General features: G+C 66.6%; 33 protein-coding genes. 1 reads left to right on the top strand and 32 read right to left on the bottom strand.

Annotated features, from left to right (window positions below; translation table 11 throughout):
- Nucleotides 1-2 precede the first annotated feature (2 nt).
- The 18 genes from INT49_RS06045 to rplN form a co-directional block, all read right to left on the bottom strand.
- Nucleotides 3-998 (bottom strand): DNA-directed RNA polymerase subunit alpha, encoded by a 996-nt coding sequence (locus INT49_RS06045; RefSeq protein WP_193116810.1) that lies wholly within the window; start codon nucleotides 996-998, stop codon nucleotides 3-5.
- 162 nt (nucleotides 999-1,160) lie between these two features.
- On the bottom strand, nucleotides 1,161-1,565 hold the full coding sequence (gene rpsK, locus INT49_RS06040; RefSeq protein WP_193116809.1) for a 30S ribosomal protein S11: 405 nt from the start codon (nucleotides 1,563-1,565) through the stop codon (nucleotides 1,161-1,163).
- Nucleotides 1,566-1,669: 104 nt separating this feature from the next.
- Entirely contained in the window at nucleotides 1,670-2,044 is a 375-nt protein-coding gene (rpsM, locus tag INT49_RS06035) for a 30S ribosomal protein S13 (RefSeq protein ID WP_193116808.1), read from the bottom strand.
- A gap of 212 nt (nucleotides 2,045-2,256) precedes the next feature.
- Nucleotides 2,257-2,370, bottom strand: coding sequence for a 50S ribosomal protein L36 (gene rpmJ, locus INT49_RS06030; RefSeq protein ID WP_010532506.1), 114 nt, complete (start codon nucleotides 2,368-2,370; stop codon nucleotides 2,257-2,259).
- A 22-nt stretch (nucleotides 2,371-2,392) separates the two neighbouring features.
- Nucleotides 2,393-2,614: a translation initiation factor IF-1 gene (infA, locus tag INT49_RS06025; protein ID WP_193116807.1), complete on the bottom strand. Its 222-nt coding sequence runs from the start codon at nucleotides 2,612-2,614 to the stop codon at nucleotides 2,393-2,395.
- A 427-nt stretch (nucleotides 2,615-3,041) separates the two neighbouring features.
- The gene (map, locus tag INT49_RS06020) at nucleotides 3,042-3,890 is read right to left on the bottom strand and encodes a type I methionyl aminopeptidase (protein ID WP_193116806.1); all 849 of its coding nucleotides are present in this window, start codon (nucleotides 3,888-3,890) and stop codon (nucleotides 3,042-3,044) included.
- The gene (locus tag INT49_RS06015) at nucleotides 3,887-4,513 is read right to left on the bottom strand and encodes an adenylate kinase (protein ID WP_377802341.1); all 627 of its coding nucleotides are present in this window, start codon (nucleotides 4,511-4,513) and stop codon (nucleotides 3,887-3,889) included. The genes map and INT49_RS06015 overlap by 4 nt, the downstream gene beginning before the upstream one ends.
- Entirely contained in the window at nucleotides 4,510-5,817 is a 1,308-nt protein-coding gene (secY, locus tag INT49_RS06010; protein WP_193116805.1) for a preprotein translocase subunit SecY, read from the bottom strand. Before secY ends, INT49_RS06015 begins: the two co-directional genes overlap by 4 nt.
- 156 nt (nucleotides 5,818-5,973) lie before the next feature.
- Nucleotides 5,974-6,432 carry a 50S ribosomal protein L15 gene (gene rplO / locus INT49_RS06005; RefSeq protein WP_226849817.1) on the bottom strand — a complete coding sequence of 153 codons (459 nt, stop codon included), beginning with the start codon at nucleotides 6,430-6,432 and terminating at the stop codon, nucleotides 5,974-5,976.
- Nucleotides 6,433-6,437: 5 nt separating this feature from the next.
- Nucleotides 6,438-6,620, bottom strand: coding sequence for a 50S ribosomal protein L30 (gene rpmD, locus INT49_RS06000; protein WP_319021532.1), 183 nt, complete (start codon nucleotides 6,618-6,620; stop codon nucleotides 6,438-6,440).
- Nucleotides 6,617-7,309 (bottom strand): 30S ribosomal protein S5, encoded by a 693-nt coding sequence (gene rpsE / locus INT49_RS05995; RefSeq protein WP_193116803.1) that lies wholly within the window; start codon nucleotides 7,307-7,309, stop codon nucleotides 6,617-6,619. The genes rpmD and rpsE overlap by 4 nt, the downstream gene beginning before the upstream one ends.
- A gap of 37 nt (nucleotides 7,310-7,346) precedes the next feature.
- Nucleotides 7,347-7,733, bottom strand: a complete 387-nt coding sequence (gene rplR, locus INT49_RS05990; protein ID WP_193116802.1) for a 50S ribosomal protein L18 — start codon at nucleotides 7,731-7,733, stop codon at nucleotides 7,347-7,349.
- A gap of 2 nt (nucleotides 7,734-7,735) precedes the next feature.
- Nucleotides 7,736-8,278, bottom strand: coding sequence for a 50S ribosomal protein L6 (gene rplF / locus INT49_RS05985; RefSeq protein ID WP_193116801.1), 543 nt, complete (start codon nucleotides 8,276-8,278; stop codon nucleotides 7,736-7,738).
- Between the two features lie 22 nt (nucleotides 8,279-8,300).
- A complete protein-coding gene (gene rpsH, locus INT49_RS05980; RefSeq protein WP_193116800.1) occupies nucleotides 8,301-8,699 on the bottom strand; it encodes a 30S ribosomal protein S8 in 399 nt (132 codons plus the stop codon).
- Between the two features lie 71 nt (nucleotides 8,700-8,770).
- Complete coding sequence (locus INT49_RS05975) at nucleotides 8,771-8,956, bottom strand: type Z 30S ribosomal protein S14 (RefSeq protein WP_193103395.1); 186 nt, start codon at nucleotides 8,954-8,956, stop codon at nucleotides 8,771-8,773.
- A 1-nt stretch (nucleotide 8,957) separates the two neighbouring features.
- Nucleotides 8,958-9,527, bottom strand: a complete 570-nt coding sequence (rplE, locus tag INT49_RS05970; RefSeq protein WP_226849816.1) for a 50S ribosomal protein L5 — start codon at nucleotides 9,525-9,527, stop codon at nucleotides 8,958-8,960.
- Nucleotides 9,527-9,913, bottom strand: coding sequence for a 50S ribosomal protein L24 (rplX, locus tag INT49_RS05965; protein ID WP_226849815.1), 387 nt, complete (start codon nucleotides 9,911-9,913; stop codon nucleotides 9,527-9,529). Before rplX ends, rplE begins: the two co-directional genes overlap by 1 nt.
- Before the next feature lies 1 nt (nucleotide 9,914).
- Nucleotides 9,915-10,283 (bottom strand): 50S ribosomal protein L14, encoded by a 369-nt coding sequence (gene rplN / locus INT49_RS05960; protein ID WP_193116799.1) that lies wholly within the window; start codon nucleotides 10,281-10,283, stop codon nucleotides 9,915-9,917.
- 422 nt (nucleotides 10,284-10,705) lie between these two features.
- On the opposite strand from rplN, the gene INT49_RS05955 reads away from it, so the two are divergent.
- On the top strand, nucleotides 10,706-11,122 hold the full coding sequence (locus INT49_RS05955; RefSeq protein ID WP_193116798.1) for a hypothetical protein: 417 nt from the start codon (nucleotides 10,706-10,708) through the stop codon (nucleotides 11,120-11,122).
- Between the two features lie 197 nt (nucleotides 11,123-11,319).
- Here the strand turns inward: INT49_RS05955 and rpsQ are convergent, their stop codons facing one another.
- From rpsQ to ngcE, 14 genes are all read right to left on the bottom strand, one after another.
- Nucleotides 11,320-11,646, bottom strand: a complete 327-nt coding sequence (gene rpsQ, locus INT49_RS05950; protein WP_193116797.1) for a 30S ribosomal protein S17 — start codon at nucleotides 11,644-11,646, stop codon at nucleotides 11,320-11,322.
- Nucleotides 11,647-11,666: 20 nt separating this feature from the next.
- Complete coding sequence (gene rpmC / locus INT49_RS05945; protein WP_193116796.1) at nucleotides 11,667-11,900, bottom strand: 50S ribosomal protein L29; 234 nt, start codon at nucleotides 11,898-11,900, stop codon at nucleotides 11,667-11,669.
- On the bottom strand, nucleotides 11,900-12,319 hold the full coding sequence (rplP, locus tag INT49_RS05940; protein WP_193116795.1) for a 50S ribosomal protein L16: 420 nt from the start codon (nucleotides 12,317-12,319) through the stop codon (nucleotides 11,900-11,902). The genes rpmC and rplP overlap by 1 nt, the downstream gene beginning before the upstream one ends.
- 5 nt (nucleotides 12,320-12,324) lie before the next feature.
- On the bottom strand, nucleotides 12,325-13,182 hold the full coding sequence (gene rpsC / locus INT49_RS05935; RefSeq protein WP_193116794.1) for a 30S ribosomal protein S3: 858 nt from the start codon (nucleotides 13,180-13,182) through the stop codon (nucleotides 12,325-12,327).
- A gap of 10 nt (nucleotides 13,183-13,192) precedes the next feature.
- Nucleotides 13,193-13,546, bottom strand: a complete 354-nt coding sequence (gene rplV, locus INT49_RS05930) for a 50S ribosomal protein L22 (protein WP_193116793.1) — start codon at nucleotides 13,544-13,546, stop codon at nucleotides 13,193-13,195.
- 53 nt (nucleotides 13,547-13,599) lie between these two features.
- Complete coding sequence (rpsS, locus tag INT49_RS05925) at nucleotides 13,600-13,881, bottom strand: 30S ribosomal protein S19 (RefSeq protein WP_096163286.1); 282 nt, start codon at nucleotides 13,879-13,881, stop codon at nucleotides 13,600-13,602.
- Nucleotides 13,882-13,899: 18 nt separating this feature from the next.
- Nucleotides 13,900-14,736, bottom strand: a complete 837-nt coding sequence (gene rplB / locus INT49_RS05920; RefSeq protein ID WP_193116792.1) for a 50S ribosomal protein L2 — start codon at nucleotides 14,734-14,736, stop codon at nucleotides 13,900-13,902.
- A 46-nt stretch (nucleotides 14,737-14,782) separates the two neighbouring features.
- Complete coding sequence (gene rplW / locus INT49_RS05915; protein WP_193116791.1) at nucleotides 14,783-15,085, bottom strand: 50S ribosomal protein L23; 303 nt, start codon at nucleotides 15,083-15,085, stop codon at nucleotides 14,783-14,785.
- The gene (gene rplD / locus INT49_RS05910; protein ID WP_193116790.1) at nucleotides 15,082-16,011 is read right to left on the bottom strand and encodes a 50S ribosomal protein L4, sunset domain variant; all 930 of its coding nucleotides are present in this window, start codon (nucleotides 16,009-16,011) and stop codon (nucleotides 15,082-15,084) included. The genes rplW and rplD overlap by 4 nt, the downstream gene beginning before the upstream one ends.
- 5 nt (nucleotides 16,012-16,016) lie before the next feature.
- Nucleotides 16,017-16,697: a 50S ribosomal protein L3 gene (gene rplC, locus INT49_RS05905; protein WP_193116789.1), complete on the bottom strand. Its 681-nt coding sequence runs from the start codon at nucleotides 16,695-16,697 to the stop codon at nucleotides 16,017-16,019.
- Between the two features lie 11 nt (nucleotides 16,698-16,708).
- The gene (gene rpsJ, locus INT49_RS05900) at nucleotides 16,709-17,017 is read right to left on the bottom strand and encodes a 30S ribosomal protein S10 (RefSeq protein ID WP_087484116.1); all 309 of its coding nucleotides are present in this window, start codon (nucleotides 17,015-17,017) and stop codon (nucleotides 16,709-16,711) included.
- A 492-nt stretch (nucleotides 17,018-17,509) separates the two neighbouring features.
- Complete coding sequence (locus tag INT49_RS05895; RefSeq protein WP_193116788.1) at nucleotides 17,510-18,454, bottom strand: carbohydrate ABC transporter permease; 945 nt, start codon at nucleotides 18,452-18,454, stop codon at nucleotides 17,510-17,512.
- Nucleotides 18,451-19,482 (bottom strand): carbohydrate ABC transporter permease, encoded by a 1,032-nt coding sequence (locus INT49_RS05890; protein WP_226849813.1) that lies wholly within the window; start codon nucleotides 19,480-19,482, stop codon nucleotides 18,451-18,453. The genes INT49_RS05895 and INT49_RS05890 overlap by 4 nt, the downstream gene beginning before the upstream one ends.
- Nucleotides 19,479-20,930 carry an N-acetylglucosamine/diacetylchitobiose ABC transporter substrate-binding protein gene (gene ngcE / locus INT49_RS05885; protein WP_193116787.1) on the bottom strand — a complete coding sequence of 484 codons (1,452 nt, stop codon included), beginning with the start codon at nucleotides 20,928-20,930 and terminating at the stop codon, nucleotides 19,479-19,481. The genes INT49_RS05890 and ngcE overlap by 4 nt, the downstream gene beginning before the upstream one ends.
- Nucleotides 20,931-21,157 lie beyond the last annotated feature (227 nt).

Here is a 21,157-nt window from a genome sequence, read left to right as displayed (position 1 = left end):
GGTCAGTACTGGTCGCCGAAGTCGTCGGAGTAGGACTCCAGGGCGGACGGGTCGAACCCGGCCGGGGAATCCTTCAGCGACAGTCCGAGATCGGCGAGCTTCGCCTTGACCTCGTCGATGGACTTCTGCCCGAAGTTGCGGATGTCGAGCAGATCGGCCTCGGAACGGGCGGTCAGCTCACCGACGGTGTGCACACCCTCGCGCATGAGGCAGTTGTACGACCGCACCGTGAGGTTGAGATCGTTGATCGGCAGCGCCAGATCGGCGGCGAGAGCCTGGTCGGTCGGCGACGGGCCGATCTCGATGCCCTCCGCCTCCTGGTTCAGCTCGTGAGCCAGACCGAACAGCTCGACCAGGGTCTTGCCGGCCGATGCCATGGCGTCGCGGGGGCTGATGGCCGGCTTGGCCTCGACGTCGACGATGAGCTTGTCGAAGTCGGTGCGCTGCTCGACACGGGTCGCCTCGACCTTGTAGGTCACCTTGAGGACCGGCGAGTAGATCGAGTCGATCGGGACGCGACCGATCTCTCCGTCGACGCCCTTGTTCTGCGAGGCCGAGACGTAGCCGCGACCGCGCTCGACGATCAGCTCGATCTCCAGACGGCCCTTCTCGTTCAGGGTCGCGATGTGGAGGTCGGGGTTGTGGATCTCGACGCCGGCCGGCGGGGTGATGTCGGCGGCGGTCACGCGACCGGCTTCCTCACGACGCAGGTACATCACGACGGGCTCGTCGTTCTCCGAGGAGACGACGAGGTTCTTGATGTTGAGGATGACCTCGGTGATGTCCTCCTTGACGCCGGGGACGGTGCTGAACTCGTGCAGCACGCCGTCGATGCGGATCGAGGTGACCGCTGCGCCGGGGATCGAGGACAGCAGGGTGCGACGCAGGGAGTTGCCGAGGGTGTAGCCGAAGCCCGGCTCGAGCGGCTCGATGACGAACCGTGAGCGGTTGTCCGACACGACCTCTTCGGTCAGCGTGGGGCGCTGTGCAATGAGCACTGTGGATCCTTTCAGCGAGCGTCCGCCATATGACGCTCAGAAGGGGGCGGTGGGCCTAGAGGATGGGTGATGTCCAGGGGCGCCGGGCACGGCCTGAGCCGGCCCGGCACCTGGGTCGGCCGTCAGGAACGGGATCCGGGATCCCGTGACGGCCGACGACGATCAGACGCGGCGGCGCTTGGCCGGGCGGGTGCCGTTGTGCGGCTGCGGGGTGACGTCCTGGATCGAGCCGACCTCGAGGCCGGTCGCGGTCAGCGAGCGGATCGCGGTCTCGCGGCCGGAGCCCGGGCCCTTCACGAAGACGTCGACCTTCTTCATGCCGTGCTCCTGCGCCTGACGCGCGGCCGACTCAGCGGCCATCTGCGCGGCGTACGGGGTCGACTTGCGCGAGCCCTTGAAGCCGACCTGCCCGGCCGAAGCCCAGGAGATGACGGCGCCGGTCGGGTCCGTGATGGACACGATCGTGTTGTTGAACGTGCTCTTGATATGAGCCTGACCGTTGACGATGTTCTTCTTGTCCTTGCGGCGCGGCTTGCGCGCAGCGGCCTGACGGGTCTTGGTTGCCATACGGCGGAACTCCTCTGGTGGGTATCGGGTGCGCCGGATCCCTCAACGGCGCGAAGTGACTGCGGCCTGCGAAGGGCCCGCGGTCCGACGGCAGATGCCGTGGGTCAGCGAGTCTTCTTCTTGCCGGCGACGGTGCGCTTGGGGCCCTTACGGGTACGCGCGTTGGTCTTCGTGCGCTGTCCGTGGACCGGCAGGCCGCGGCGGTGACGCAGTCCCTGGTAGCTGCCGATCTCGACCTTGCGACGGATGTCAGCGGCGACCTCACGACGCAGATCACCCTCGATCCGGTAGTTCTCCTCGATGTGGTCGCGGAGCTGGACGAGCTCGTCGTCCGTCAGCTCGCGCACGCGCTTGTCGCCGGAGACGCCGGTCGCTGCCAGCGTCTCGAGGGCGCGGGTGCGTCCCATGCCGAAGATGTACGTCAGGGCGACTTCGAGGCGCTTTTCGCGCGGAAGGTCTACTCCCACCAGACGTGCCATGTGCATTCTCCTACTGTCTCGGAGGCCTGATCCGATACCTCGTCCGGGTCTGTATCCGGACGCCGCAGCCTCCGCGCTGCGGGTGGCCGGCCCGAGGGCCGGTGGTATCGGTTCTTCTGTTGTGTGTCCGATGGTTCGGACGGTGCCCCAGCGGGGCTGCCACCTCGGGGGTGGCCGTCACGGCTGATGCCGGGATGGGCGGAGTGCTCCGCTCAGCCCTGGCGCTGCTTGTGACGCGGGTTCGAGCAGATCACCATGACACGCGAGTGGCGACGAATCACCTTGCAGTTGTCACAGATCGGCTTGACGCTCGGCTTGACCTTCATAGCTTTCCTTCTCCCGGGACGATCACTTGTAGCGGTACACGATGCGGCCACGGTCGAGGTCGTAGGGGCTCAGCTCGACGACCACTCGGTCCTCGGGAAGGATACGGATGTAGTGCTGGCGCATCTTCCCGGAGATGTGCGCGAGCACCTTGTGCCCGTTGTCGAGCTCCACGCGGAAACGCGCATTCGCGAGCGCCTCCGTGATGACGCCCTCGACTTCGATCACGCCGTCCTTCTTCGCCATGCCTCCCCAATCTCTCGCCTCCGGCAAGCCGGTGGCCGAGTTCCGCATTCGATGAATACTCAGTCCATGCACACCGACCGTCGGGTGACGGTACGGTGGTCGACGTAGGTGGCGCCGGAGCGCGTCGCCCGCGTGACAGGACGAACCGGTGGAACCGGCCGACGCACTGCACGACGGGACTGCAGACTGCACACGACGAAGACGTCGCGCACGGAGCACACCCAATCGTCGAGCTTACACGGACTCTCCGGTAACGGCCATGCCCCCGAGGATGACGCCGATCACGTCACCTGCGCAGAGGCACCCGCACGCAGGTACCTGCACAGAGGCAGCAGACCCGTGCGGTCCCGCACGCCAGCCCCCGCGGTGCGGCACGTCGGGCGCCCCATGCGGTGCGTCCGCCCCCCGGTCCGGCGGCGGGACGGGCTCAGCGGCCCGCGGCGTCCAGGGGATCCGGCGCCGCCGTGATCCCCCGCTGCGCGAGCTCGGCGGCGCCGCCGTCGCCCGCGGTCAGCACCAGCAGTCCGGCATCGGTCACCGCGACCGAGTGCTCGCTGTGGGCGGCCCGGCCGCCGGCCGTGGCGCGCACGGTCCAGTCGTCGTCCTCGAGCTCCCAGGCCCCGGGGCCCTGGATGAGCATCGGCTCGACCGCGAGGCACATGCCCGCGCGGACCTTGGGCCCGCGGGAACGGGTGCGGTAGTTCATGACGTCCGGTGCCTGGTGCATCGCAGTGCCGATGCCGTGGCCCCCGAAGCCCTCGAGGTGCGACAGGGACTCCCCTGCCTCCTCGGTGACGTAGTCCTCGATCGCCGCGCCGACCTCGCCGACCCTCTGGGCGGTCGCGAGCGCGGCGATGCCGGCCCACATCGCCTCGCGGGTGGTGCGGACGAGGTTCTCGTCGGCCACGGAGCGCGGGGTGCCCACGATGTGGGTGCGCGCCGCATCCGAATGCCATCCCTCGATGATCAGGCCGCCGTCGATGGAGACGATGTCCCCGTCGTGCAGCGGCCGGTCATCGGGGATCCCGTGGACCACGACGTCGTTGACGCTGATGCACACCGTGGCCGGGTACCCCTGGTAGCCCAGGAAGTTGGGCGTCGCGCCCTCGTCGCGGATCATCTCGTGGGCGAGCCGATCCAGCTCGTTCGTCGTGATGCCGGGCCGGATGCTCTGCTCCAGCAGGTCGTGCACGCGGTGCAGCAGGTATCCGCTGCGCCGCATCACGGCGATCTGCTCGGGCGTCTTCAGCTCCACCCGCTCCGGGAGGATGCTCATCGTGCTGCGAGCGCCTCCTGCAGCGCGGCGGTCACCTCGTCGATGGAGGCCATGCCGTCCACACGACGCACGAGGCCGCGGCCGTCGTAGACATCGATCAGCGGGGCGGTCTGCTCTGCGTAGACGTCGAGGCGACGACGGATGGTCTCCTCGGTGTCGTCGCTGCGGCCCTGCTCCTCGCCCCGGGCGACGAGGCGCGCCACGACGGCCTCCGTCTCGACCTCGAGCAGCAGCACGGCGTCGAGGGCGGTCCCGAGCTCGGTCAGCACGCCGTCGAGGGCGCCCACCTGGTCCAGGGTGCGGGGGTAGCCGTCCAGCAGGAAGCCGTCCTGCGCATCGGCCTCGGCCAGGCGCGAGCGCACCATGTCGTTGGTGACCGAATCGGGGACGTACTCCCCCTTGTCCATATAGGACTTGGCGAGCACGCCCAGCTCGGTCTCCTGGGAGACGTTCGCCCGGAAGATGTCCCCGGTCGAGATCGCGGGGATCGACAGCGACTCCGCGAGACGCACGGCCTGGGTGCCCTTGCCGGCGCCGGGAGGCCCAACGATCAGCAGTCGGCGCGCGATGCCTGCGGGGGCCTGCGGGCTGGTGGAATCGGTCGAGAGGTCGGGGCTGGTCACCGAAGAATCCCTTCATAGTGGTGCTGCTGGAGCTTCGCATCGATCTGCTTCACGGTGTCGAGGCCGACGCCGATGATGATCAGCAGCGAGACACCGCCCAGCGGAAAGTTCTGCGAGGCGCCCAGGTAGGTCAGGGCGAGCAGCGGCATCAGGGAGATCACCGCGAGGTACATCGCACCGGGGGTCTGGATCCGGTTGATCACGTACCGCAGGTAGCGCTCGGTGGGCTTGCCCGCGCGCACGTTGGGCACGAACCCGCCGTACTTCTTCATGTTGTCGGCGATCTCCTCCGCGTTGAAGGTGATCGACACGTAGAAGAACGCGAAGAAGACGATCAGCGCAACGTAGACGACGGCGTAGATCCAGGAGAAGGACGCACCGCCCATCACGAGGTGCTGGTTGACCCACTGCACCCACCCGGCGTCCGCATTCCCGAAGGACGCGGCCATCTGCGGCAGCGAGAGGATCGAGGAGGCGAAGATGACGGGGATGACGCCGGCCTGGTTGACCTTGATCGGGATGTACGTCGAGGTGCCGCCGTACATGCGCCGGCCCACCATGCGCTTCGCGTACTGGACCGGGATCCGGCGCTGGGACTGCTCGACGAAGACCACGCCGATCATGACCACGAGGGCCACGAGGATGACGAGGGCGAAGGTCATCCAGCCCTGCAGCTCGAAGACCTGGCTCATGGCGCCCGGGAAGGACGCGGCGATGGACGTGAAGATCATCAGCGACATGCCGTTGCCGATACCGCGCTCGGTGATCATCTCGCCCATGAACATGATCAGGACGGTGCCGACGGTCATGGCCAGGACCATGAGCAGCAGCGCCGGGATCGACTCATCCGGCACCAGCGTGAGGTTGCAGCCCACGAAGAACTGCCCGGAGCGCACGAGCGTGATGATGGTGGTCGCCTGGAGCACGCCCAGACCGATGGTCAGGTAGCGCGTGTACTGGGTAAGCTTCGCCGTCCCGGAGGCCCCCTCCTTGTGGAGGGCCTCGAAGCGGGGGATCACGACGCGCAGCAGCTGCACGATGATCGAGGCGGTGATGTAGGGCATGACGCCCAACGAGAAGACGGAAAGCTGCAGCAATGCGCCGCCGGAGAACATGTTGATCATGCCCATCGCGGAGGCGCCTTGTCCCGACATCGACTGCTCGGAGCACATCATCACGTTGGTGTAGTCGAACCCCGGGGTGGGGACGAAGACGCCGAGTCGATAGATGGCGAGCAGGCCGAGGGTGAAGAAGATCTTCGCCCTCAGCTCGGGGGTGCGCAGCGCGCGCACGAACGAGTTCACCAGTTTCCCTCCTGGAGGTCCGGGGACAGGACCGTAGGACGTCCCGGTCCGTCCGGCTGTCGCAGAAGTCCCGCGACATGTCGGACCAGCCCCGGTATGACGACGGGGCACCGCAGCACAGATTATTCTGCGCCACGGTGCCCCGTCAAAAGAGACTCACGCGGTGGTGACGGAACCGCCGGCCGCCGCGATCTTCTTCTCCGCCGAGGCGGAGAACTTCTGTGCGGTGATGTCGAGCTTGACGCTGACCTCACCGGTGCCCAGCACCTTGACGGGCTGGTTCTTGCGCACGGCGCCCTGAGCGACGAGATCCTCGACCGTGACAGTGCCGCCCTCGGGGAACAGCTCCTGCAGGGCCGACAGGTTCACGACCTGGTACTCGACGCGGAAGGGGTTGGTGAAGCCGCGCAGCTTCGGGAGACGCATATGCATAGGCATCTGGCCACCCTCGAAGCCGATGCGCACCGTATTGCGGGCCTTGGTGCCCTTGGTGCCACGACCGGCGGTCTTGCCCTTGGAGGCCTCACCACGACCGACGCGGGTGCGCGCGGTCTTGGAACCCGGCGCGGGGCGCAGGTCGTGAAGCTTCAGAGGGTTCTGGTTGGAATCAGTCATGAGAGTCAGTCCACCTCTTCGAACGTCACCAGATGGGTGACGGTGCGGACCATGCCGCGGATCTCAGGGCGATCTTCCTTCACCACCGTGTCACCGATGCGCTTGAGGCCGAGGCCTCGCAGGGTGGCGCGCTGGCTCTGGCTACCGCCGATGTCGGAACGAATCTGGGTCACCTTGATCTGCATCAGGCACCCACCTTCGCGGCCCGGGCAGCTGCGCGGCCCTCGGCCTGTGCCCGGAGCAGTGCCGCCGGAGCGACGTGCTCGACCGACAGGCCACGACGTGCTGCCACGGCCTCCGGCTCCTCGAGCTGCTTGAGCGCATCGACGGTGGCCCGCACGATGTTGATCTGGTTGGTCGAGCCGAGCGACTTGGAGAGCACGTCGTGCACTCCGGCGCACTCGAGCACGGCGCGAACCGGACCGCCGGCGATCACACCGGTACCGGGTGCTGCCGGACGGAGCAGGACGACGCCTGCTGCATCCTCGCCCTGGACCGGGTGCACGACGGTGCCCTGGATGCGGGGGACGCGGAAGAAGTTCTTCTTCGCCTCCTCGACACCCTTGGCGATCGCCGCCGGGACTTCCTTCGCCTTGCCGTAGCCGACGCCGACGGTTCCGTCGCCGTCACCCACCACCACGAGGGCGGTGAAGGAGAAACGACGGCCGCCCTTGACGACCTTCGACACGCGGTTGATGCTCACGACGCGCTCGAGGAACGCCGACTTCTCGGCTTCCTGTCCACGCCCGCGGCCACCCTGACGGCCGCCGCGGTCGTTGCCGCCCTGACGGGCGCCACGATCGGTGTTGTTGGTGGTGGAATTGTCGTCCCGCCGGCCGGAGGCCGCGGGACCGTTGTTCCGCTGCTGTACAGCCATATTCAGATCCTCTTCTCGTCCTGTGTCCGGGGGGCGGTCACAGCGCCAGGCCAGCTTCGCGAGCGCCATCCGCGATGGCGGCCACGCGACCGTGGTACTTGTTGCCGCCGCGGTCGAACACGACGGAGTCGATCCCGGCCGCCTTGGCACGCTCGGCGACAAGCGCGCCGACGGTGCGGGCCTTGTCTGCCTTGGGTGCCTCGGAGCCGCGCAGGTCGGCCTCCATGGTCGATGCCGACGCGATGGTCTTACCCAGCGAGTCGTCGACGACCTGAACGAAGACGTGACGCGACGAGCGGGTGACCACCAGGCGCGGACGCAGGGCGGTGCCGACGACGCGACGACGGACACGCAGGTGACGACGACCGCGCGAGCGCAGCTTGCTGCCGCGGTTGCCCTTGGTGTGCTTGAGTGCGTAACCCATGATCACTTACCAGCCTTTCCGGCCTTGCGCACCACGACTTCGTCCGCGTACCGCACGCCCTTGCCCTTGTAGGGCTCCGGCCTACGGATCTTGCGGATGTTCGCGGCGACCTCGCCCACCTGCTGCTTGTCGATGCCGGCGACCGAGAACTTGGTCGGCGACTCGACGGAGAAGGTGATGCCCTGGGGCGCCTTCACCGACACGGGGTGGGAGAAGCCGAGGGCGAACTCGAGGTCGGTGCCCTTCGCGGTCACACGGTAGCCCGTGCCCACGATCTCCAGCTTCTTGGTGTAGCCCTCGGTGACACCGAGGACCATGTTGTTGATGAGCGTGCGGGTCAGGCCGTGAAGCGACCTGCTCTCGCGCTCATCGTCGGGGCGGCTCACCACGATGGCGCCGTCCTCACCGCGCTCGACGGTGAGGGGCTCCGGCACGTTGTGCTTGAGCTCGCCCTTGGGACCGGTCACCGTGATGGTGCGATCCTCGATGGTGACGTTCTGGACAGTGGCCGGTACTGCAACCGGCAGGCGTCCGATGCGGGACATAGTAGTTAGTCTCCTCTCCCGCTCACCAGATGTAGGCGAGGACTTCCCCACCCACACCCTTCTTGGCTGCCTGCTTGTCGGTCAGAAGGCCGGAGGACGTGGACAGAATCGCCACGCCCAGTCCGCCGAGGACCTTGGGCAGGTTGGTGGACTTCGCGTACACACGCAGGCCCGGCTTCGAGATGCGACGAATCCCGGAGATGGCACGCTCACGGCTTTCCGCGTACTTGAGCTCGAGGACGAGCTTGCTGCCCACCTCGGCCTCTTCCTCGGTCCAGCCGAGGATGTAGCCCTCTGCCTTCAGGATGTCCGCAATGCGGGCCTTCAACTTCGAGTACGGCATGGACGCGGTCTCGTGGTACGCCCCTGAGGCGTTACGGATCCGCGTCAGCATGTCCGCGATCGGGTCGGTCATGGTCATGTCTGTTGCTTCTTCCTCACCTGGTTTCCCTCGGCATCATTGCTGTGCCTCGGGACCTCTGGCGGTAGTCCTTACCAGCTGCTCTTGGTCACGCCGGGGAGCTCACCGCGGTGAGCCATCTCGCGAAGGCAGACTCGGCAGAGTCCGAACTTGCGATACACGGAATGCGGACGACCGCAGCGCTGGCACCGGGTGTAGCCGCGCACAGCGAACTTGGGCTTGCGCTCCGACTTCTTGATCAGGGCTGTCTTCGCCATATCAGTTCTCCTTGAAGGGGAAGCCGAGCAGCTTGAGCAGCGCGCGTCCCTCGTCGTCGGTCTTCGCCGTGGTCACGACCGTGATGTCCATACCGCGGACGCGATCGATCTTGTCCTGGTCGATCTCGTGGAACATGACCTGCTCCGTGAGACCGAAGGTGTAGTTGCCGTTGCCGTCGAAGTGCTTCGGCGACAGACCACGGAAGTCGCGGATACGCGGCAGCGCGGTCGACAGCAGGCGGTCCAGGAACTCCCACATGCGAGCGTTGCGCAGTGTGACGTGCGCACCGATCGGCATTCCCTCACGCAGCTTGAACTGCGCAATGGACTTGCGAGCCTTGGTGACCTGGGGCTTCTGGCCGGTGATGGCTGCGAGGTCGCGGATGGCGCCGTCGATGACCTTCGAGTCGCGGGCGGCGTCGCCGACACCCATGTTCACGACGATCTTGGTCACTCCGGGCACCAGCATGACGTTCTCGTAACCGAACTGCTCGGTCAGCTGCGTCTTGATGGTGTCGTTGTACTTCGTCTTCAGACGCGGGGTGGGCGTCTGGGTAGCGGTCTCGCTCATCAGATGTCCTTCCCGGAGCGCTTCGCGAAGCGGACACGCACCTGCTTGGAGCGGCCGTTCTCGAGCTCGACGGTCTCGACGCGGTACCCGACCTTGGTCGGCTTGTTGTCCTCAGGGTCGACCAGGGCCACGTTCGAGACGTGAAGAGAGACTTCGCGCTGCTCGATGCCGCCCGCGCCCCCCGCCTGGTTCGGCTTGAGGTGGTGCGTGCGCCGGTTGATGCCCTCGACGAGGACGCGCCCCGTGTCGGGGAACACCTGGAGCACACGACCCTGCTTGCCCTTGTCGCCGGCCTCGAGCCCGCGCGCGGCGAGCTTGTCGCCGTCGCTCGAGCGACCGGTGATGACCTGGACGAGATCGCCCTTCTTGATCTTCATCTTTGCCATATCACAGCACCTCCGGTGCCAGCGAGATGATCTTCATGAAGCGCTTGTCGCGCAGCTCGCGACCGACAGGGCCGAAGATGCGCGTACCGCGCGGCTCGCCGTCAGCCTTGAGGATCACCGCTGCGTTCTCGTCGAAGCGGATGTAGGACCCGTCGGCACGCCGACGCTCCTTGGACGTGCGGACGACGACCGCCTTGATGACGTCGCCCTTCTTGACGTTGCCACCGGGGATGGCGTCCTTGACGGTCGCCACGATGGTGTCCCCGATGCTGGCGTAACGGCGACCGGAGCCACCGAGAACGCGGATGCACAGAATCTCCTTGGCACCCGTGTTGTCGGCGACCTTCAGTCGCGACTCCTGCTGAATCACTCGTTCTCCTATCGTCTCACCGGTTCTCTTCCGCCCCGCGGGAGCGGGACGACCGAGCCTTGCGGAACGGAATGTGGACCATGCCCGGCATCGTCCCTGGTCACAGCATGGACCGGGGGCGTCACCGACGACGGGCCCCGGGCACCAAAAAACCCTCAGCCGGACTCACGCACTAGCATGGAGAACGCAGAACGTTCGCTTCTCGTGCAAGGTCTCCGACGAGGAGGGATCTGGTGGTACCGGATCCTGTCACGGACTCCAGCTCCCATGCACCCGGGGGCGCTCGGGGACAGTCGTCCGGCAACTGCTCAAGACTACGCGCTACCACGGGGCGGTGTCACCCTGCGAAGGGCATCTACCTGGTGTGTGCTTGCTCTCGTGACGTCCGACCTGCCGCATGAGGAACGACCTAGACTCGGTGCATGATCGACATCGACGTCGCACGGCGACTCAAGGACGCAGGCCTTCCGTGGGAGCCCGCGGACGGAGACCTCTTCATGATCGACACCGAGCAGATGCGCGACGAGGCGTTCATGCTCTCCTCCATGGTGATCGAGCGGGGGCCAGGACTGGCCGGCGGACAGGTGTTCCGGTTCAACGGCACCACGGAGTGGGCGCTGGACTCGATCGAGCAGCACGAGGCGCTGTGGATTCCGCGGGAGGACCAGCTGCGCTCGGCACTGGGCACCGCGTTCCGCGCGCTCCGGCGGGAGGAGGACGGGGTCTTCACCGTCGACCTCTCCCCCGCTGACGGCGCAGAGCGTCGTGAGATCCGTGCCCCGCAAGCGGAGGATGCCTACGCCGGGGCGCTGCTCGTGCACCTGACGCACGCCGGCTGAATCGTCCCGGCTCACACCCCAGCTGAGTCCTCCCGCCGCGCGCACCGGTCGAATCGTCCCGGCTCACGCAGCAGCTGAGCCGTCCTGCCTCACGCACCGTGGACGAGAGATGCTCCGGGACGACCGAAGGGCCGGTCCTCCCCGTGGGGAGAACCGGCCCTTCGAACGATCCTGATGCGGTCACGAGGACCGCGGGATCACTTGGCGCGCTCGGTGACCTCGACCAGACGCCACCGCTTGGAGGCGGACATCGGGCGGGTCTCCATGAGGACGACACGGTCGCCGATACCGGCGGTGTTCTCCTCATCGTGGGCCTTGAACTTGCTGGTCTTGGTCGTGACCTTGCCGTACCGAGCGTGCTTCACACGCTCCTCGACCTCGACGACGATCGTCTTCTCCATCTTGTCGGAGACCACGAAGCCGCGAACGGTCTTGCGGTAGGGACGCTCGTGGGAGGACGCGTGCGCGCCTTCCTTGTCGAGCTCCTCGACGGCCGGGGTCTCGGCCTGGGTGTTCTCAGTCATCTCTGTTCCTCGCTTCGCGGTCACTCGGCGCTGCCGGGCGCCTGACGGATGCCCAGCTCGCGCTCGCGCAGGATCGTGTAGATCCGTGCGATGTCCTTCTTGACGGACCGCAGGCGGCCGGAGCTCTCGAGCTGTCCGGTGGCCGACTGGAAACGGAGCTTGAACAGCTCGTCCTTGGCCTTTGCCAGCTCTTCGACCAGCTTCGGATCATCCAGCTTGTCGATTTCTTCGGCGGTGAGCTTGGTCGCTGCCATCAGATGTCACCACCCTCTCGGCTCAGAATGCGGCACTTCATGGGGAGCTTGTGCATCGCCAGGCGCAGAGCCTCGCGAGCAACCTCCTCGTCGACGCCGGCGATCTCGAACATAACGCGTCCCGGCTTGATATTTGCGATCCACCACTCGACCGAACCCTTACCGGAGCCCATGCGGACCTCGGCAGGCTTCTTGGTGAGAGGACGATCGGGGTAGATGTTGATGAACACCTTGCCGCCACGCTTCATGTAGCGGGTCATGGCGATACGTGCAGCCTCGATCTGACGGTTCGTGACGTAGGCAGGCGCGAGCGCCTGGATGCCGTAGTCGCCGAACGCGAGATCGGTGCCGCCCTTGGCCATACCGCTGCGGGTCGGGTGGTGCTGCTTGCGGTGCTTGGTCCTGCGGGGGATCAGCATGTCGCTCAGGCCTCCGTTCCGGACTGCTGGACGGGAGCGGAAGCCGGCTGCTCGGCGGGAGCGGCGGCCGGAGCGGCAGCCTGTGCTGCGCCCTCCGTGCTGCCGTCCCGACGTGCGGTGGCGTTGCGCTCGTTACGACGGCCACGCGGGCGCTCTGCACGCGGGCCGCCACGTCCGCCGGAGCGGGGACCCTGCGAGGCGGCCTGCTGAGCCGCGAGCTCCTTGGCGGTGACGTCGCCCTTGTAGATCCACACCTTCACGCCGATACGGCCGAAGGCGGTCTTGGCCTCGTAGAAGCCGTAATCGATGTTCGCACGGAGGGTGTGCAGCGGCACGCGTCCCTCACGGTAGAACTCGCTGCGGCTCATCTCCGCGCCGCCGAGACGACCGGAGACGGCCACTCGGATGCCCTTCGCACCGGCGCGCTGCGCGGACTGCATGCCCTTGCGCATCGCACGGCGGAAGGAGACACGGGCGGCGAGCTGCTCGGCGATGCCCTGAGCAACCAGCTGGGAATCAGCCTCGGGGTTCTTGACCTCGAGGATGTTCAGCTGGATCTGCTTACCGGTGAGCTTCTCCAGCGCACCGCGCAGACGCTCGGCCTCCGCGCCACGACGCCCGATGACGATGCCCGGGCGGGCGGTGTGGAGATCGACGCGCACACGATCACGGGTGCGCTCGATCTCGACCTTCGAGATGCCGGCTCGCTCCATGCCCTTGGACATGAGCTCGCGGATCGCGACGTCTTCCTTCACGTAGTCGCGGTAGCGCTGACCCTCCTTCGAGGAATCAGCGAACCACCGGCTGCTGTGCTCCGTCGTGATCCCGAGACGGAACCCATTCGGATTGACCTTCTGGCCCATACGGGACTCCTTACTTCTTCACGGGAGCGACGACCACGGTGACGTGGCTGCTGCGCTTCTTGATCTGGAAGGCTCGACCCTGTGCACGCGGCTGGAACCGCTTCATGGTCGGGCCCTCGTCGACGAATGCGGCGGAGACGGCGAGTTCGCGCTCATCGAAGCGCTCCCCTGCCTGATCTGCCTTCACCCGCGCGTTGGCGATCGCGGACTCGACGAGCTTTCGGACGGGCTCACTGGCGGCCTGCGGGGCGAACCGCAGAATGTCCAGTGCCTCGGCCGTGCTCTTGCCACGAATCAGGTCCACAACGCGGCGAGCCTTCATGGGCGACATGCGGAGATGCCGCACCTGCGCCTTGGCTTCCATTGCTGTCCTGCTTTCTTCTGGGTGTCGGGACGTGCTGTCGTGCTGACCTCAGGTCAGCGGCGACGGCCCTTTCTGTCGTCCTTCTCGTGGCCCTTGAAAGTCCGCGTGGGAGCGAACTCGCCGAGCTTGTGGCCGACCATCGACTCGGTGATGAACACCGTGACGTGCTTGCGACCGTCGTGCACTGCGAAGGTGTGGCCGAGGAAGTCCGGTGTGACCACCGAACGACGCGACCAGGTCTTGATCAGATTCTTGGTGCCCTTCTCGTTCTGGACATCCACCTTCTTCTGAAGGTGGTCGTCCACGAAGGGGCCCTTGGCGATACTGCGAGGCATAGTTCCTGATTCTCCCTATCAGCGCTTCTTGCCGGACCGACGACGGCGCACGATGAGCTTGTCGCTCTCCTTGCCCGGTCGACGGGTACGGCCCTCGGGCTGACCCCAGGGCGACACCGGATGACGACCACCGGAGGTACGGCCTTCGCCGCCACCATGGGGGTGATCCACGGGGTTCATGACGACGCCACGCACGTGAGGGCGCTTGCCCTTCCAGCGCATGCGGCCGGCCTTGCCCCAGTTGATGTTGGACTGCTCGGCGTTGCCGACCTCGCCGATGGTCGCGCGGCAGCGCGCATCGACGTTGCGGATCTCGCCGGACGGCATGCGCAGCTGCGCATACGGACCTTCCTTGGCGACCAGCTGCACGGAGCTGCCGGCGCTTCGGGCGATCTTCGCGCCGCCACCGGGGCGGAGCTCGATCGCGTGGAGGACGGTACCGAGCGGGATGTTGCGCAGCGGCAGGTTGTTGCCGGGCTTGATGTCCGACCCTGCGCCGTTCTCGATCCAGTCGCCCTGACGCAGCTTGGCCGGGGCGAGGATGTACCGCTTCTCGCCGTCGACGTAGTGCAGCAGCGCGATGCGTGCGGTGCGGTTGGGGTCGTACTCGATGTGAGCGACCTTGGCGTTGACGCCGTCCTTGTCGTGGCGACGGAAGTCGATCACGCGGTAGGCACGCTTGTGGCCACCGCCCCGGTGACGGGACGTGATGCGACCGTTGTTGTTACGGCCGCCGGTCTTGGACAGCGGGCGGACCAGAGACTTCTCCGGCGTCGACCGGGTGACCTCGACGAAGTCGGCGCCACTCGAGAAACGACGACCGGGCGTGGTCGGCTTGCTCTTACGAATTGCCATGTGGGATTCCCTCAGACTCTCTTCGGCTCCTCGGATATCGGCCGCCTCAGGCGACCGACCCTCCGAAGATGTCGATGGCTCCGTCAGTCAGGGTGACGATGGCGCGCTTCGTATCGTTGCGCTTGCCGGTCCCGAAGCGCGTACGGCGCGACTTGCCCTGACGGTTGATCGTGTTCACCGAGGAGACCTTGACGTCGAAAATCGATTCGACGGCGATCTTGATCTCGGTCTTGTTGGCGCGGGCATCCACCAGGAAGGTGTACTTGCCGTTGTCCATCAGCCCGTAGCTCTTCTCGGAGACAACCGGGGCCAGCAGGACGTCGCGGGGATCCTTGTTCAGTGAGGTCACTTCGAGTCCTCCTCGTCCGTCGAGGACTCCTTGACCGCGTTCGCGAACCCGGCGGCCGTGGCGGCCTCCTCGGTCGCGAACCAGACCTCAGCCTTGGTACGTCCGTACCACGGGGAATCCTCGGTGTGGAACTTCATCGAATCCTGGTTGCCCTTGATGCTGAAGCCCTCGGGAGCGGAGCCGTCGGCCACGGGGGCCGCCGAACCTGCACCGTAGGGAGCATCGTCCACCGCAGCGGCCGGAGCGGCAGCAGCGGTCTTCGCCGTGGCGAAGGAGGAGGTGGGAAGAGCCAGGGTTGCCTGGGCCACGAAGTCCTCGAGCGCACCGGAGGTGAAGACCACGTCGTCGGAACGCATGACGTCGTAGGTGTTCACCTGGTCCGCGTACAGGACGTGGGTGGCAGGCAGGTTGCGCGAGCTGAGCGCGCCCAGATCGTCGTCACGACGCACGACGACCAGCAGGTGCCGGCGGTCGGAGACGTAGGACAGGGTGACGCGCGCGGCCTTGGTGGACGCGACATCCCCGGTGAGCAGGGACGAGACCACGTGGATACGACCGTTGCGGGCCCGATCCGAGAGGGCTCCGCGCAGGGCGGCGGCCTTCATCTTCTTCGGGGTGCGCTGGCTGTAGTCGCGCGGCACGGGACCGTGCACGACGCCACCACCGGCGAACTGCGGGGCGCGGAGGGAGCCCTGACGGGCACGACCGGTGCCCTTCTGCTTCCAGGGCTTCTTGCCGCCACCTCGCACCTCGGCGCGGGTCTTGGTCTTGTGGGTGCCCTGACGAGCGGCCGCCTGCTGGGCGACGACCACCTGGTGGATCAGGGGGACGCTGGTCTGCACGTCGAAGATCGACGCAGGCAGCTCGACGGTGCCGGACTTCTTACCGGCCGTATCGAGCACGTCGACAGTCAGATTCGCTGCCATCGGGCTCAGGCCTCCTTCGCGGGGCTCTTGACAGCCGAGCGGACGAGCACGAGGCCGCCCTTGGGGCCGGGAACGGCACCCTTGACGAGCACGAGGCCCTTCTCGACGTCGACCGCGTGAACGGTCAGGTTCTGGACACTGGTGCGGTCGCTGCCCATACGGCCAGCCATGCGCTGGCCCTTGAAGACGCGACCGGGGGTGGAGGCGCCACCGATGGAACCGGGCTTGCGGTGGTTGCGGTGCGCACCATGGGAGGCGCCGACACCGGCGAACCCGTGGCGCTTCATGACGCCCGCGGTGCCCTTGCCCTTGGAGGTGCCGACGACGTCGACCTTCTGGCCGGACTCGAAGACCGACGCGTCGATCTCCTGGCCCAGCGAGTAGTCAGCGGCGTTGCCGGTGCGCAGCTCGACGAGGTGACGGCGCGGGGTCACGCCGGCCTTCTCGAAGTGGCCGCGGAGCGGGCCCGACACCTTGCGCGGATCGATCTGCCCGTAGGCGATCTGCACGGCGTCGTAGCCGTCGGTCTCGATGGACCGGATCTGGGTCACGACGTTGGCACCGGTCTGCACGACGGTCACGGGAACGAGCTTTCCGTTCTCGTCCCAGACCTGGGTCATGCCGAGCTTGGTGCCGAGCACGCCGGACACCGGACGGGCCTTCTGGCCGGTCAGTTCGTTGCTCATGTCCACCTGCCTCAGAGCTTGATCTCGATATTGACATCCGCAGGCAGATCGAGGCGCATGAGCGAGTCCACAGCCTTGGGCGTGGGATCGACGATGTCGATCAGTCGCTTGTGCGTGCGCATCTCGAAATGCTCACGGGAGTCCTTGTACTTGTGGGGAGAACGGATCACACAGAACACGTTCTTCTCCGTCGGCAGCGGCACCGGGCCCACAACAGTCGCGCCCGCGCTGGTGACCGTGTCCACGATCTTGCGCGCAGAGGTGTCGATCACCTCGTGGTCGTACGACTTGAGCCGGATGCGGATCTTCTGTCCCGCCATGGCGTCCTGTCTCTCTTTCGTCTGGCATGGATACACCCGATCCCCGGTACCCGAGGACGGGCGTGTCGGCCTCTGCGGGGCACACGAGCCCAGCATTCGGCCGCCGAGAATCGGCTGGTTCTGCAACGTTCCCTCGTATCGATGCGCAATCTCTGCCAGGGGCAGAGTTCGCATCCTCGGGATGGACCTCATCCGGTGATCATTCGCCGCAGGTCGGAGACCCACGGAGAACGGAACCGGGCATGTCGGTCCGCGCAGACAACTCGTCTAGTCTGCCAGACACCCCACAGCCCCACAAGGGGAGGCCGGGTGCACCCGGTCACAGAACACAGCGGGGCCCGTCGTCACCACGGCTGGTCACTCTCCGCGCTGGAGCCTGCCCGGCCGGCCCCTGCGGGCGCGCATGGGCCTGCTGCGACCGGCACAGCCCCGCGCGACCCAGCACAGGCCCGCACCGGCCCCGGCACGCCTCGGCCCCCGGCACGCCTCGGGTCACTTGTTCGTGCTGGGACCGACGCCGCCCTGCAGCTGGCGCTGGAAGATCACGTAGACCACGATCACCGGGATCACGGTGATCACCACGGAGGCGAACATGCCTCCCCAGTCGACCTTGTAGCCCTGCTGCGCCTGCAGGTTCACGAGGCCCTGTGCCAGCACGTAGTTGCGTCGGTCGGTGTTGAGCACCAGCGGCAGCAGGTACTGGTTCCACAGGCCCAGGAAGTTGAAGATCGCGAGCGAGGCGAGGCCCGGCTTCGCCATCGGCAGCATCACCTGGAAGAAGGTGCGGAAGTCGCCGGCGCCGTCGATGGCCGCCGCCTCGCCGATCTCCTCCGGCAGGCTCGCGAAGAAGGAGTGCAGGAAGAACACCGTGAACGGGAGCGCGAAGGCGACATAGGACAGGGTCACGCCCACGAGCCCCATCCGTCCTTCGAGCAGGCCCATGTTCCGCAGCACGAAGAACAGCGGGACCACCGCGAGGAAGATCGGGAACGTGAGGCCGGCGACCATTCCGAAGTAGATCGCCCGGTTCCCGGGGAACCTGTACCGGGCCAGGATGTACGCGCACATCGCGCCCAGCAGCATCACGATGATCAGCGCGGAGCCGACCACGATCAGGGTGTTGGCGAAGTACTGCCCGATCTTGGCCTCGGTCCACGCCCGGGAGTAGTTCTCCAGCTGCGGCTCGGCCGGCAGCCCGAAGGGATCCGTGAGGATCTCCTGGGAGGTCTTGAACGATGTGTAGACGGTCCACAGCAGGGGCAGGATCACCAGGAGCGCCCAGATGCTCAGGATGATGTGGTGAAGAGCCGAGTAGCCCCGTCCCTCGCTGCTGCGCGGGGGCCGTGCGGAGCTCCCGCCGCGTCGTCGACCGGCGGCGGTGACGTCGGCCGGTCGGTCCGTGTGCTCGGCGCCGGGGCGCGTGGTGGTCGGGTTCATCGTTCGTCCTTCCGGGGCCGCCCGACGGTGATGACCACGACGGCCACCAGCATCGTCACGATCGCCATGAGCACTCCCATCGCGCTCGCCTCACCGAAGCGGCCGTCACGGAAGGCGGTCTGGTACAGGTGCAGGGACACGACCTTGGTGCTGTTGCCGGTCCCTCCGTTGGGTGTCATCACGGAGATGAAGGTGAAGGCGTCCAGGGCGAAGATGCCGATGTAGACCACGGCCGTGGAGATGTTGTCCCGCACCATGGGGGCGACGACCTGGACGGCGGTGCGCAGCCGGCCGGCGCCGTCGATGCGAGCCGCCTCGAGGACCTCGGAGGGGATCGACTTGATCGACGCGACGAACAGCACCATGTAGAAGCCGACGAAGGTCCAGATCATCGCGAAGGCCACCGCGGCCAGGGCGAAGCGCTGATCGCCGAGCCAGGCGTTGTGGATCTCGGGGACCGGGCCGAGCCCGAGCAGTCCGATGACCGCGTTCACGGCGCCCACCACGAGGTTGAGGAACCCGTTCAGCAGGCCACCGCCGGGGTGGTAAATGAAGTTGAACAGGATGCCCGTGATGACCGCCGGAACGGCATAGGGGAAGAAGCTGATGACGCGATAGAACCCCGCCCCGCGCACGCCGCGGACGCCGCCGTGGGTGCTGCCGCCGATGGTCACCATGACCGCCAGCGCGAAGGAGAGCGTGATCGTGATCGTGGGCAGCAGGACGAGCAGGATCAGGTTGTTGCGCAGCGACTTCCAGAAGACGGCGTCGCCGAAGATCCGCTCGTAGTTCTCCAGTCCGATGAAGTCCATCGACGGGCTGAGGCCCGACCAGTTCGTCAGCGAGTAGTAGAACGACTGCAGGAACGGCGAGACGACGAACATGAGGTAGACGACGAGCGGGAGCCCCAGGAACACCAGGAAGAACAGCATCCGCTCGAGGGAGGGCCGACGACGGCGGCGGCGCACGACCGGAGTGGTCGTGGCCGCCGCCTCGTCGTGCCCGACGAAGGTATCGGGAGAGGTCATGAACCAGCCTTGAACTTCGTGATCGAGTCGTCCTCCCGAACGGCGTCGATCATGGCCTGCTGCTCCTCGGCGAGGGTCGCGGAATCGATGTCGCCCTTGAGGAACTTCGTCCAGCTGGTGATCGAGTCGGCGCCCAGGCCGTACCAGTCGGAGAAGTTGTAGGTGAAGGTGTTCTCGCCTGCCGCGGTGATCATCGCGTTCACCGAGGCGAGCGCGGTGGAGCCGAACCCGTCCTCCGGCACGGTGTCCTTGATGACCGACGGCGCCTTGGTGAGCTCGGCGAAGTTCTTCGCCTGCTCCTTCGAGAGCATCACGCGCAGGAACTCGGCACCGCCCGAGGGGTTCTCGCCGCCGGAGGGCACGAAGTACTGCTCCGCCGCGGTGCCGTGGAAGGCCTCGTAGGGCATCGTGCTGTCGGGGAGGGACGGGACCGGCGCGCCGGTCATCGCATAGCCCTCGGGCGTGACGTCTGCCTGCTCGTTCTCGATCCAGGAGCCGGAGGGGTAGAACACCGACTTGCCCTGTACCCAGTTGGTCTGCGCATCGGTGTGCTTGATGCCCTCGCCGCCGGGCTCGAAGTAGCCGGCCTCGACGGCCGCAGCCATCGCGTCGAACGCCTGGACGACGGCGTCCTGGGAGAACGCGTCCTCCTCGAGGTTGTCGATCTTGGTGAGCACCTCGGGACCACCCAGCTTTGCGGCCATGGAGAGGGCCATCTCCTGGTAGTAGTTCGAGGCGTTCTGGCCGCCGTAGGAGAACAGGTAGCGCCCCTCCCCCTTGACCTCCTCGCCGAGGGTCATGAGGTCATCCCAGGTCTCCGGGACGGTCCAGCCCTTCTCCTCGAACTCCTTGGCGGAGTACCAGAGGGCGAAGACCGTGTAGACGTAGTTCATGCCGAGGAACGTGCCGTCGAACATGCCCGGGGAGGTGACGCCGGGCAGCAGGTTCTCCTCGATCGTCCCCTCGCCGTCGACCATCGGGGCGGCGAGGAGATCGCCGAGATCCGCGAGCTGGTCGATCAGCCCGTCGATCGAGAGCTTCTGGGCGCCGGAGTTGTCGAAGACATCCGGCGGGGTGCCGCCGGCGAACTGCGGCTGGAGGTCGGGCTGGATGTTGACGGTCGCGTCGACGGTGACCTTGGACTCCGGGTACAGCTCCTCATACTTCGCTCCGGCATCCTCGGCGTACTTGGTGCCATAGCCGCCGTCGAAGATCACGGCGTGCACAGGCAGGGTGCCGTCCACACCCAGCGGATTCTCCTCGGAGGTCTCCCCCTCGCCGGTGACGGAACCGCCACCCTCCTTCTCGTCCCCGCCGCCACCGCCACCGCCACCGGCGCAGGCGGCGAGCATCGAGGCGCCGGCGCCCGCTCCGGCGATCGCCAGGAAGTGGCGGCGTGACGCACCGATCCGCTCCAGCGGAGTCATGTCATCAGCAGAAGTGCCCATCAGATTCCTCTTTCGTCTTCATCGTCGAAAAGGCGGTGTCAACACTGACGTCGTCCCATCGGACGACTGCACATTCACCTTACGTGGCGGGCCCCTCGAAATCGGACACTTGACTGCCTCTATCGGTCACGAGTCGATGACGAGTGGTGGACGCCGAGGAGCATGTCCGTGCCAGACGACTCCCACGATTCGTCCGGCAGGTGCCCAGCCGATTCTGTGCCTGCTGG

Source organism: Brachybacterium tyrofermentans (assembly GCF_014897585.1).
GTDB classification, from domain to species: Bacteria; Actinomycetota; Actinomycetes; order Actinomycetales; family Dermabacteraceae; genus Brachybacterium; species Brachybacterium tyrofermentans.
This window is presented reverse-complemented; position numbering and strand designations above follow the sequence as displayed.

Bases quoted from the DNA above. Each gene is read 5' to 3' on its own strand.
- rplD (WP_193116790.1), bottom strand. From the start codon at position 16,011: ATGGCAGCGAATCTGACTGTCGACGTGCTCGATACGGCCGGTAAGAAG.
- rpsQ (WP_193116797.1), bottom strand. From the start codon at position 11,646: ATGACTGAGAACACCCAGGCCGAGACCCCGGCCGTCGAGGAGCTCGAC.
- rplX (WP_226849815.1), bottom strand. From the start codon at position 9,913: ATGGCAAAGATGAAGATCAAGAAGGGCGATCTCGTCCAGGTCATCACC.
- rplR (WP_193116802.1), bottom strand. From the start codon at position 7,733: ATGGGTTACGCACTCAAGCACACCAAGGGCAACCGCGGCAGCAAGCTG.
- rpsM (WP_193116808.1), bottom strand. From the start codon at position 2,044: ATGGCACGTCTGGTGGGAGTAGACCTTCCGCGCGAAAAGCGCCTCGAA.
- rpsS (WP_096163286.1), bottom strand. From the start codon at position 13,881: ATGCCTCGCAGTATCGCCAAGGGCCCCTTCGTGGACGACCACCTTCAG.
- rpsE (WP_193116803.1), bottom strand. From the start codon at position 7,309: ATGGCTGTACAGCAGCGGAACAACGGTCCCGCGGCCTCCGGCCGGCGG.
- rplP (WP_193116795.1), bottom strand. From the start codon at position 12,319: ATGCTGATCCCCCGCAGGACCAAGCACCGCAAGCAGCACCACCCGACC.
- rplF (WP_193116801.1), bottom strand. From the start codon at position 8,278: ATGTCCCGCATCGGACGCCTGCCGGTTGCAGTACCGGCCACTGTCCAG.
- rplC (WP_193116789.1), bottom strand. From the start codon at position 16,697: ATGAGCAACGAACTGACCGGCCAGAAGGCCCGTCCGGTGTCCGGCGTG.
- INT49_RS05890 (WP_226849813.1), bottom strand. From the start codon at position 19,482: ATGACCTCTCCCGATACCTTCGTCGGGCACGACGAGGCGGCGGCCACG.
- rplO (WP_226849817.1), bottom strand. From the start codon at position 6,432: ATGACTGATTCCAACCAGAACCCTCTGAAGCTTCACGACCTGCGCCCC.
- INT49_RS05895 (WP_193116788.1), bottom strand. From the start codon at position 18,454: ATGAACCCGACCACCACGCGCCCCGGCGCCGAGCACACGGACCGACCG.
- rpsC (WP_193116794.1), bottom strand. From the start codon at position 13,182: ATGGGCCAGAAGGTCAATCCGAATGGGTTCCGTCTCGGGATCACGACG.
- rpsK (WP_193116809.1), bottom strand. From the start codon at position 1,565: ATGGCAACCAAGACCCGTCAGGCCGCTGCGCGCAAGCCGCGCCGCAAG.
- INT49_RS05975 (WP_193103395.1), bottom strand. From the start codon at position 8,956: ATGGCGAAGACAGCCCTGATCAAGAAGTCGGAGCGCAAGCCCAAGTTC.
- rplE (WP_226849816.1), bottom strand. From the start codon at position 9,527: ATGAGCGAGACCGCTACCCAGACGCCCACCCCGCGTCTGAAGACGAAG.
- rplB (WP_193116792.1), bottom strand. From the start codon at position 14,736: ATGGCAATTCGTAAGAGCAAGCCGACCACGCCCGGTCGTCGTTTCTCG.
- rpsH (WP_193116800.1), bottom strand. From the start codon at position 8,699: ATGACCATGACCGACCCGATCGCGGACATGCTGACGCGGATCCGTAAC.
- rpmJ (WP_010532506.1), bottom strand. From the start codon at position 2,370: ATGAAGGTCAAGCCGAGCGTCAAGCCGATCTGTGACAACTGCAAGGTG.
- rplV (WP_193116793.1), bottom strand. From the start codon at position 13,546: ATGGAAGCCAAGGCGCAGGTGCGGCATCTCCGCATGTCGCCCATGAAG.
- rpmC (WP_193116796.1), bottom strand. From the start codon at position 11,900: ATGGCAGCGACCAAGCTCACCGCCGAAGAAATCGACAAGCTGGATGAT.
- rpsJ (WP_087484116.1), bottom strand. From the start codon at position 17,017: ATGGCGGGACAGAAGATCCGCATCCGGCTCAAGTCGTACGACCACGAG.
- map (WP_193116806.1), bottom strand. From the start codon at position 3,890: ATGAGCATCCTCCCGGAGCGGGTGGAGCTGAAGACGCCCGAGCAGATC.
- infA (WP_193116807.1), bottom strand. From the start codon at position 2,614: ATGGCGAAGAAGGACGGCGTGATCGAAGTCGAGGGCGTCATCACGGAG.
- ngcE (WP_193116787.1), bottom strand. From the start codon at position 20,930: ATGGGCACTTCTGCTGATGACATGACTCCGCTGGAGCGGATCGGTGCG.
- INT49_RS05955 (WP_193116798.1), top strand. From the start codon at position 10,706: ATGATCGACATCGACGTCGCACGGCGACTCAAGGACGCAGGCCTTCCG.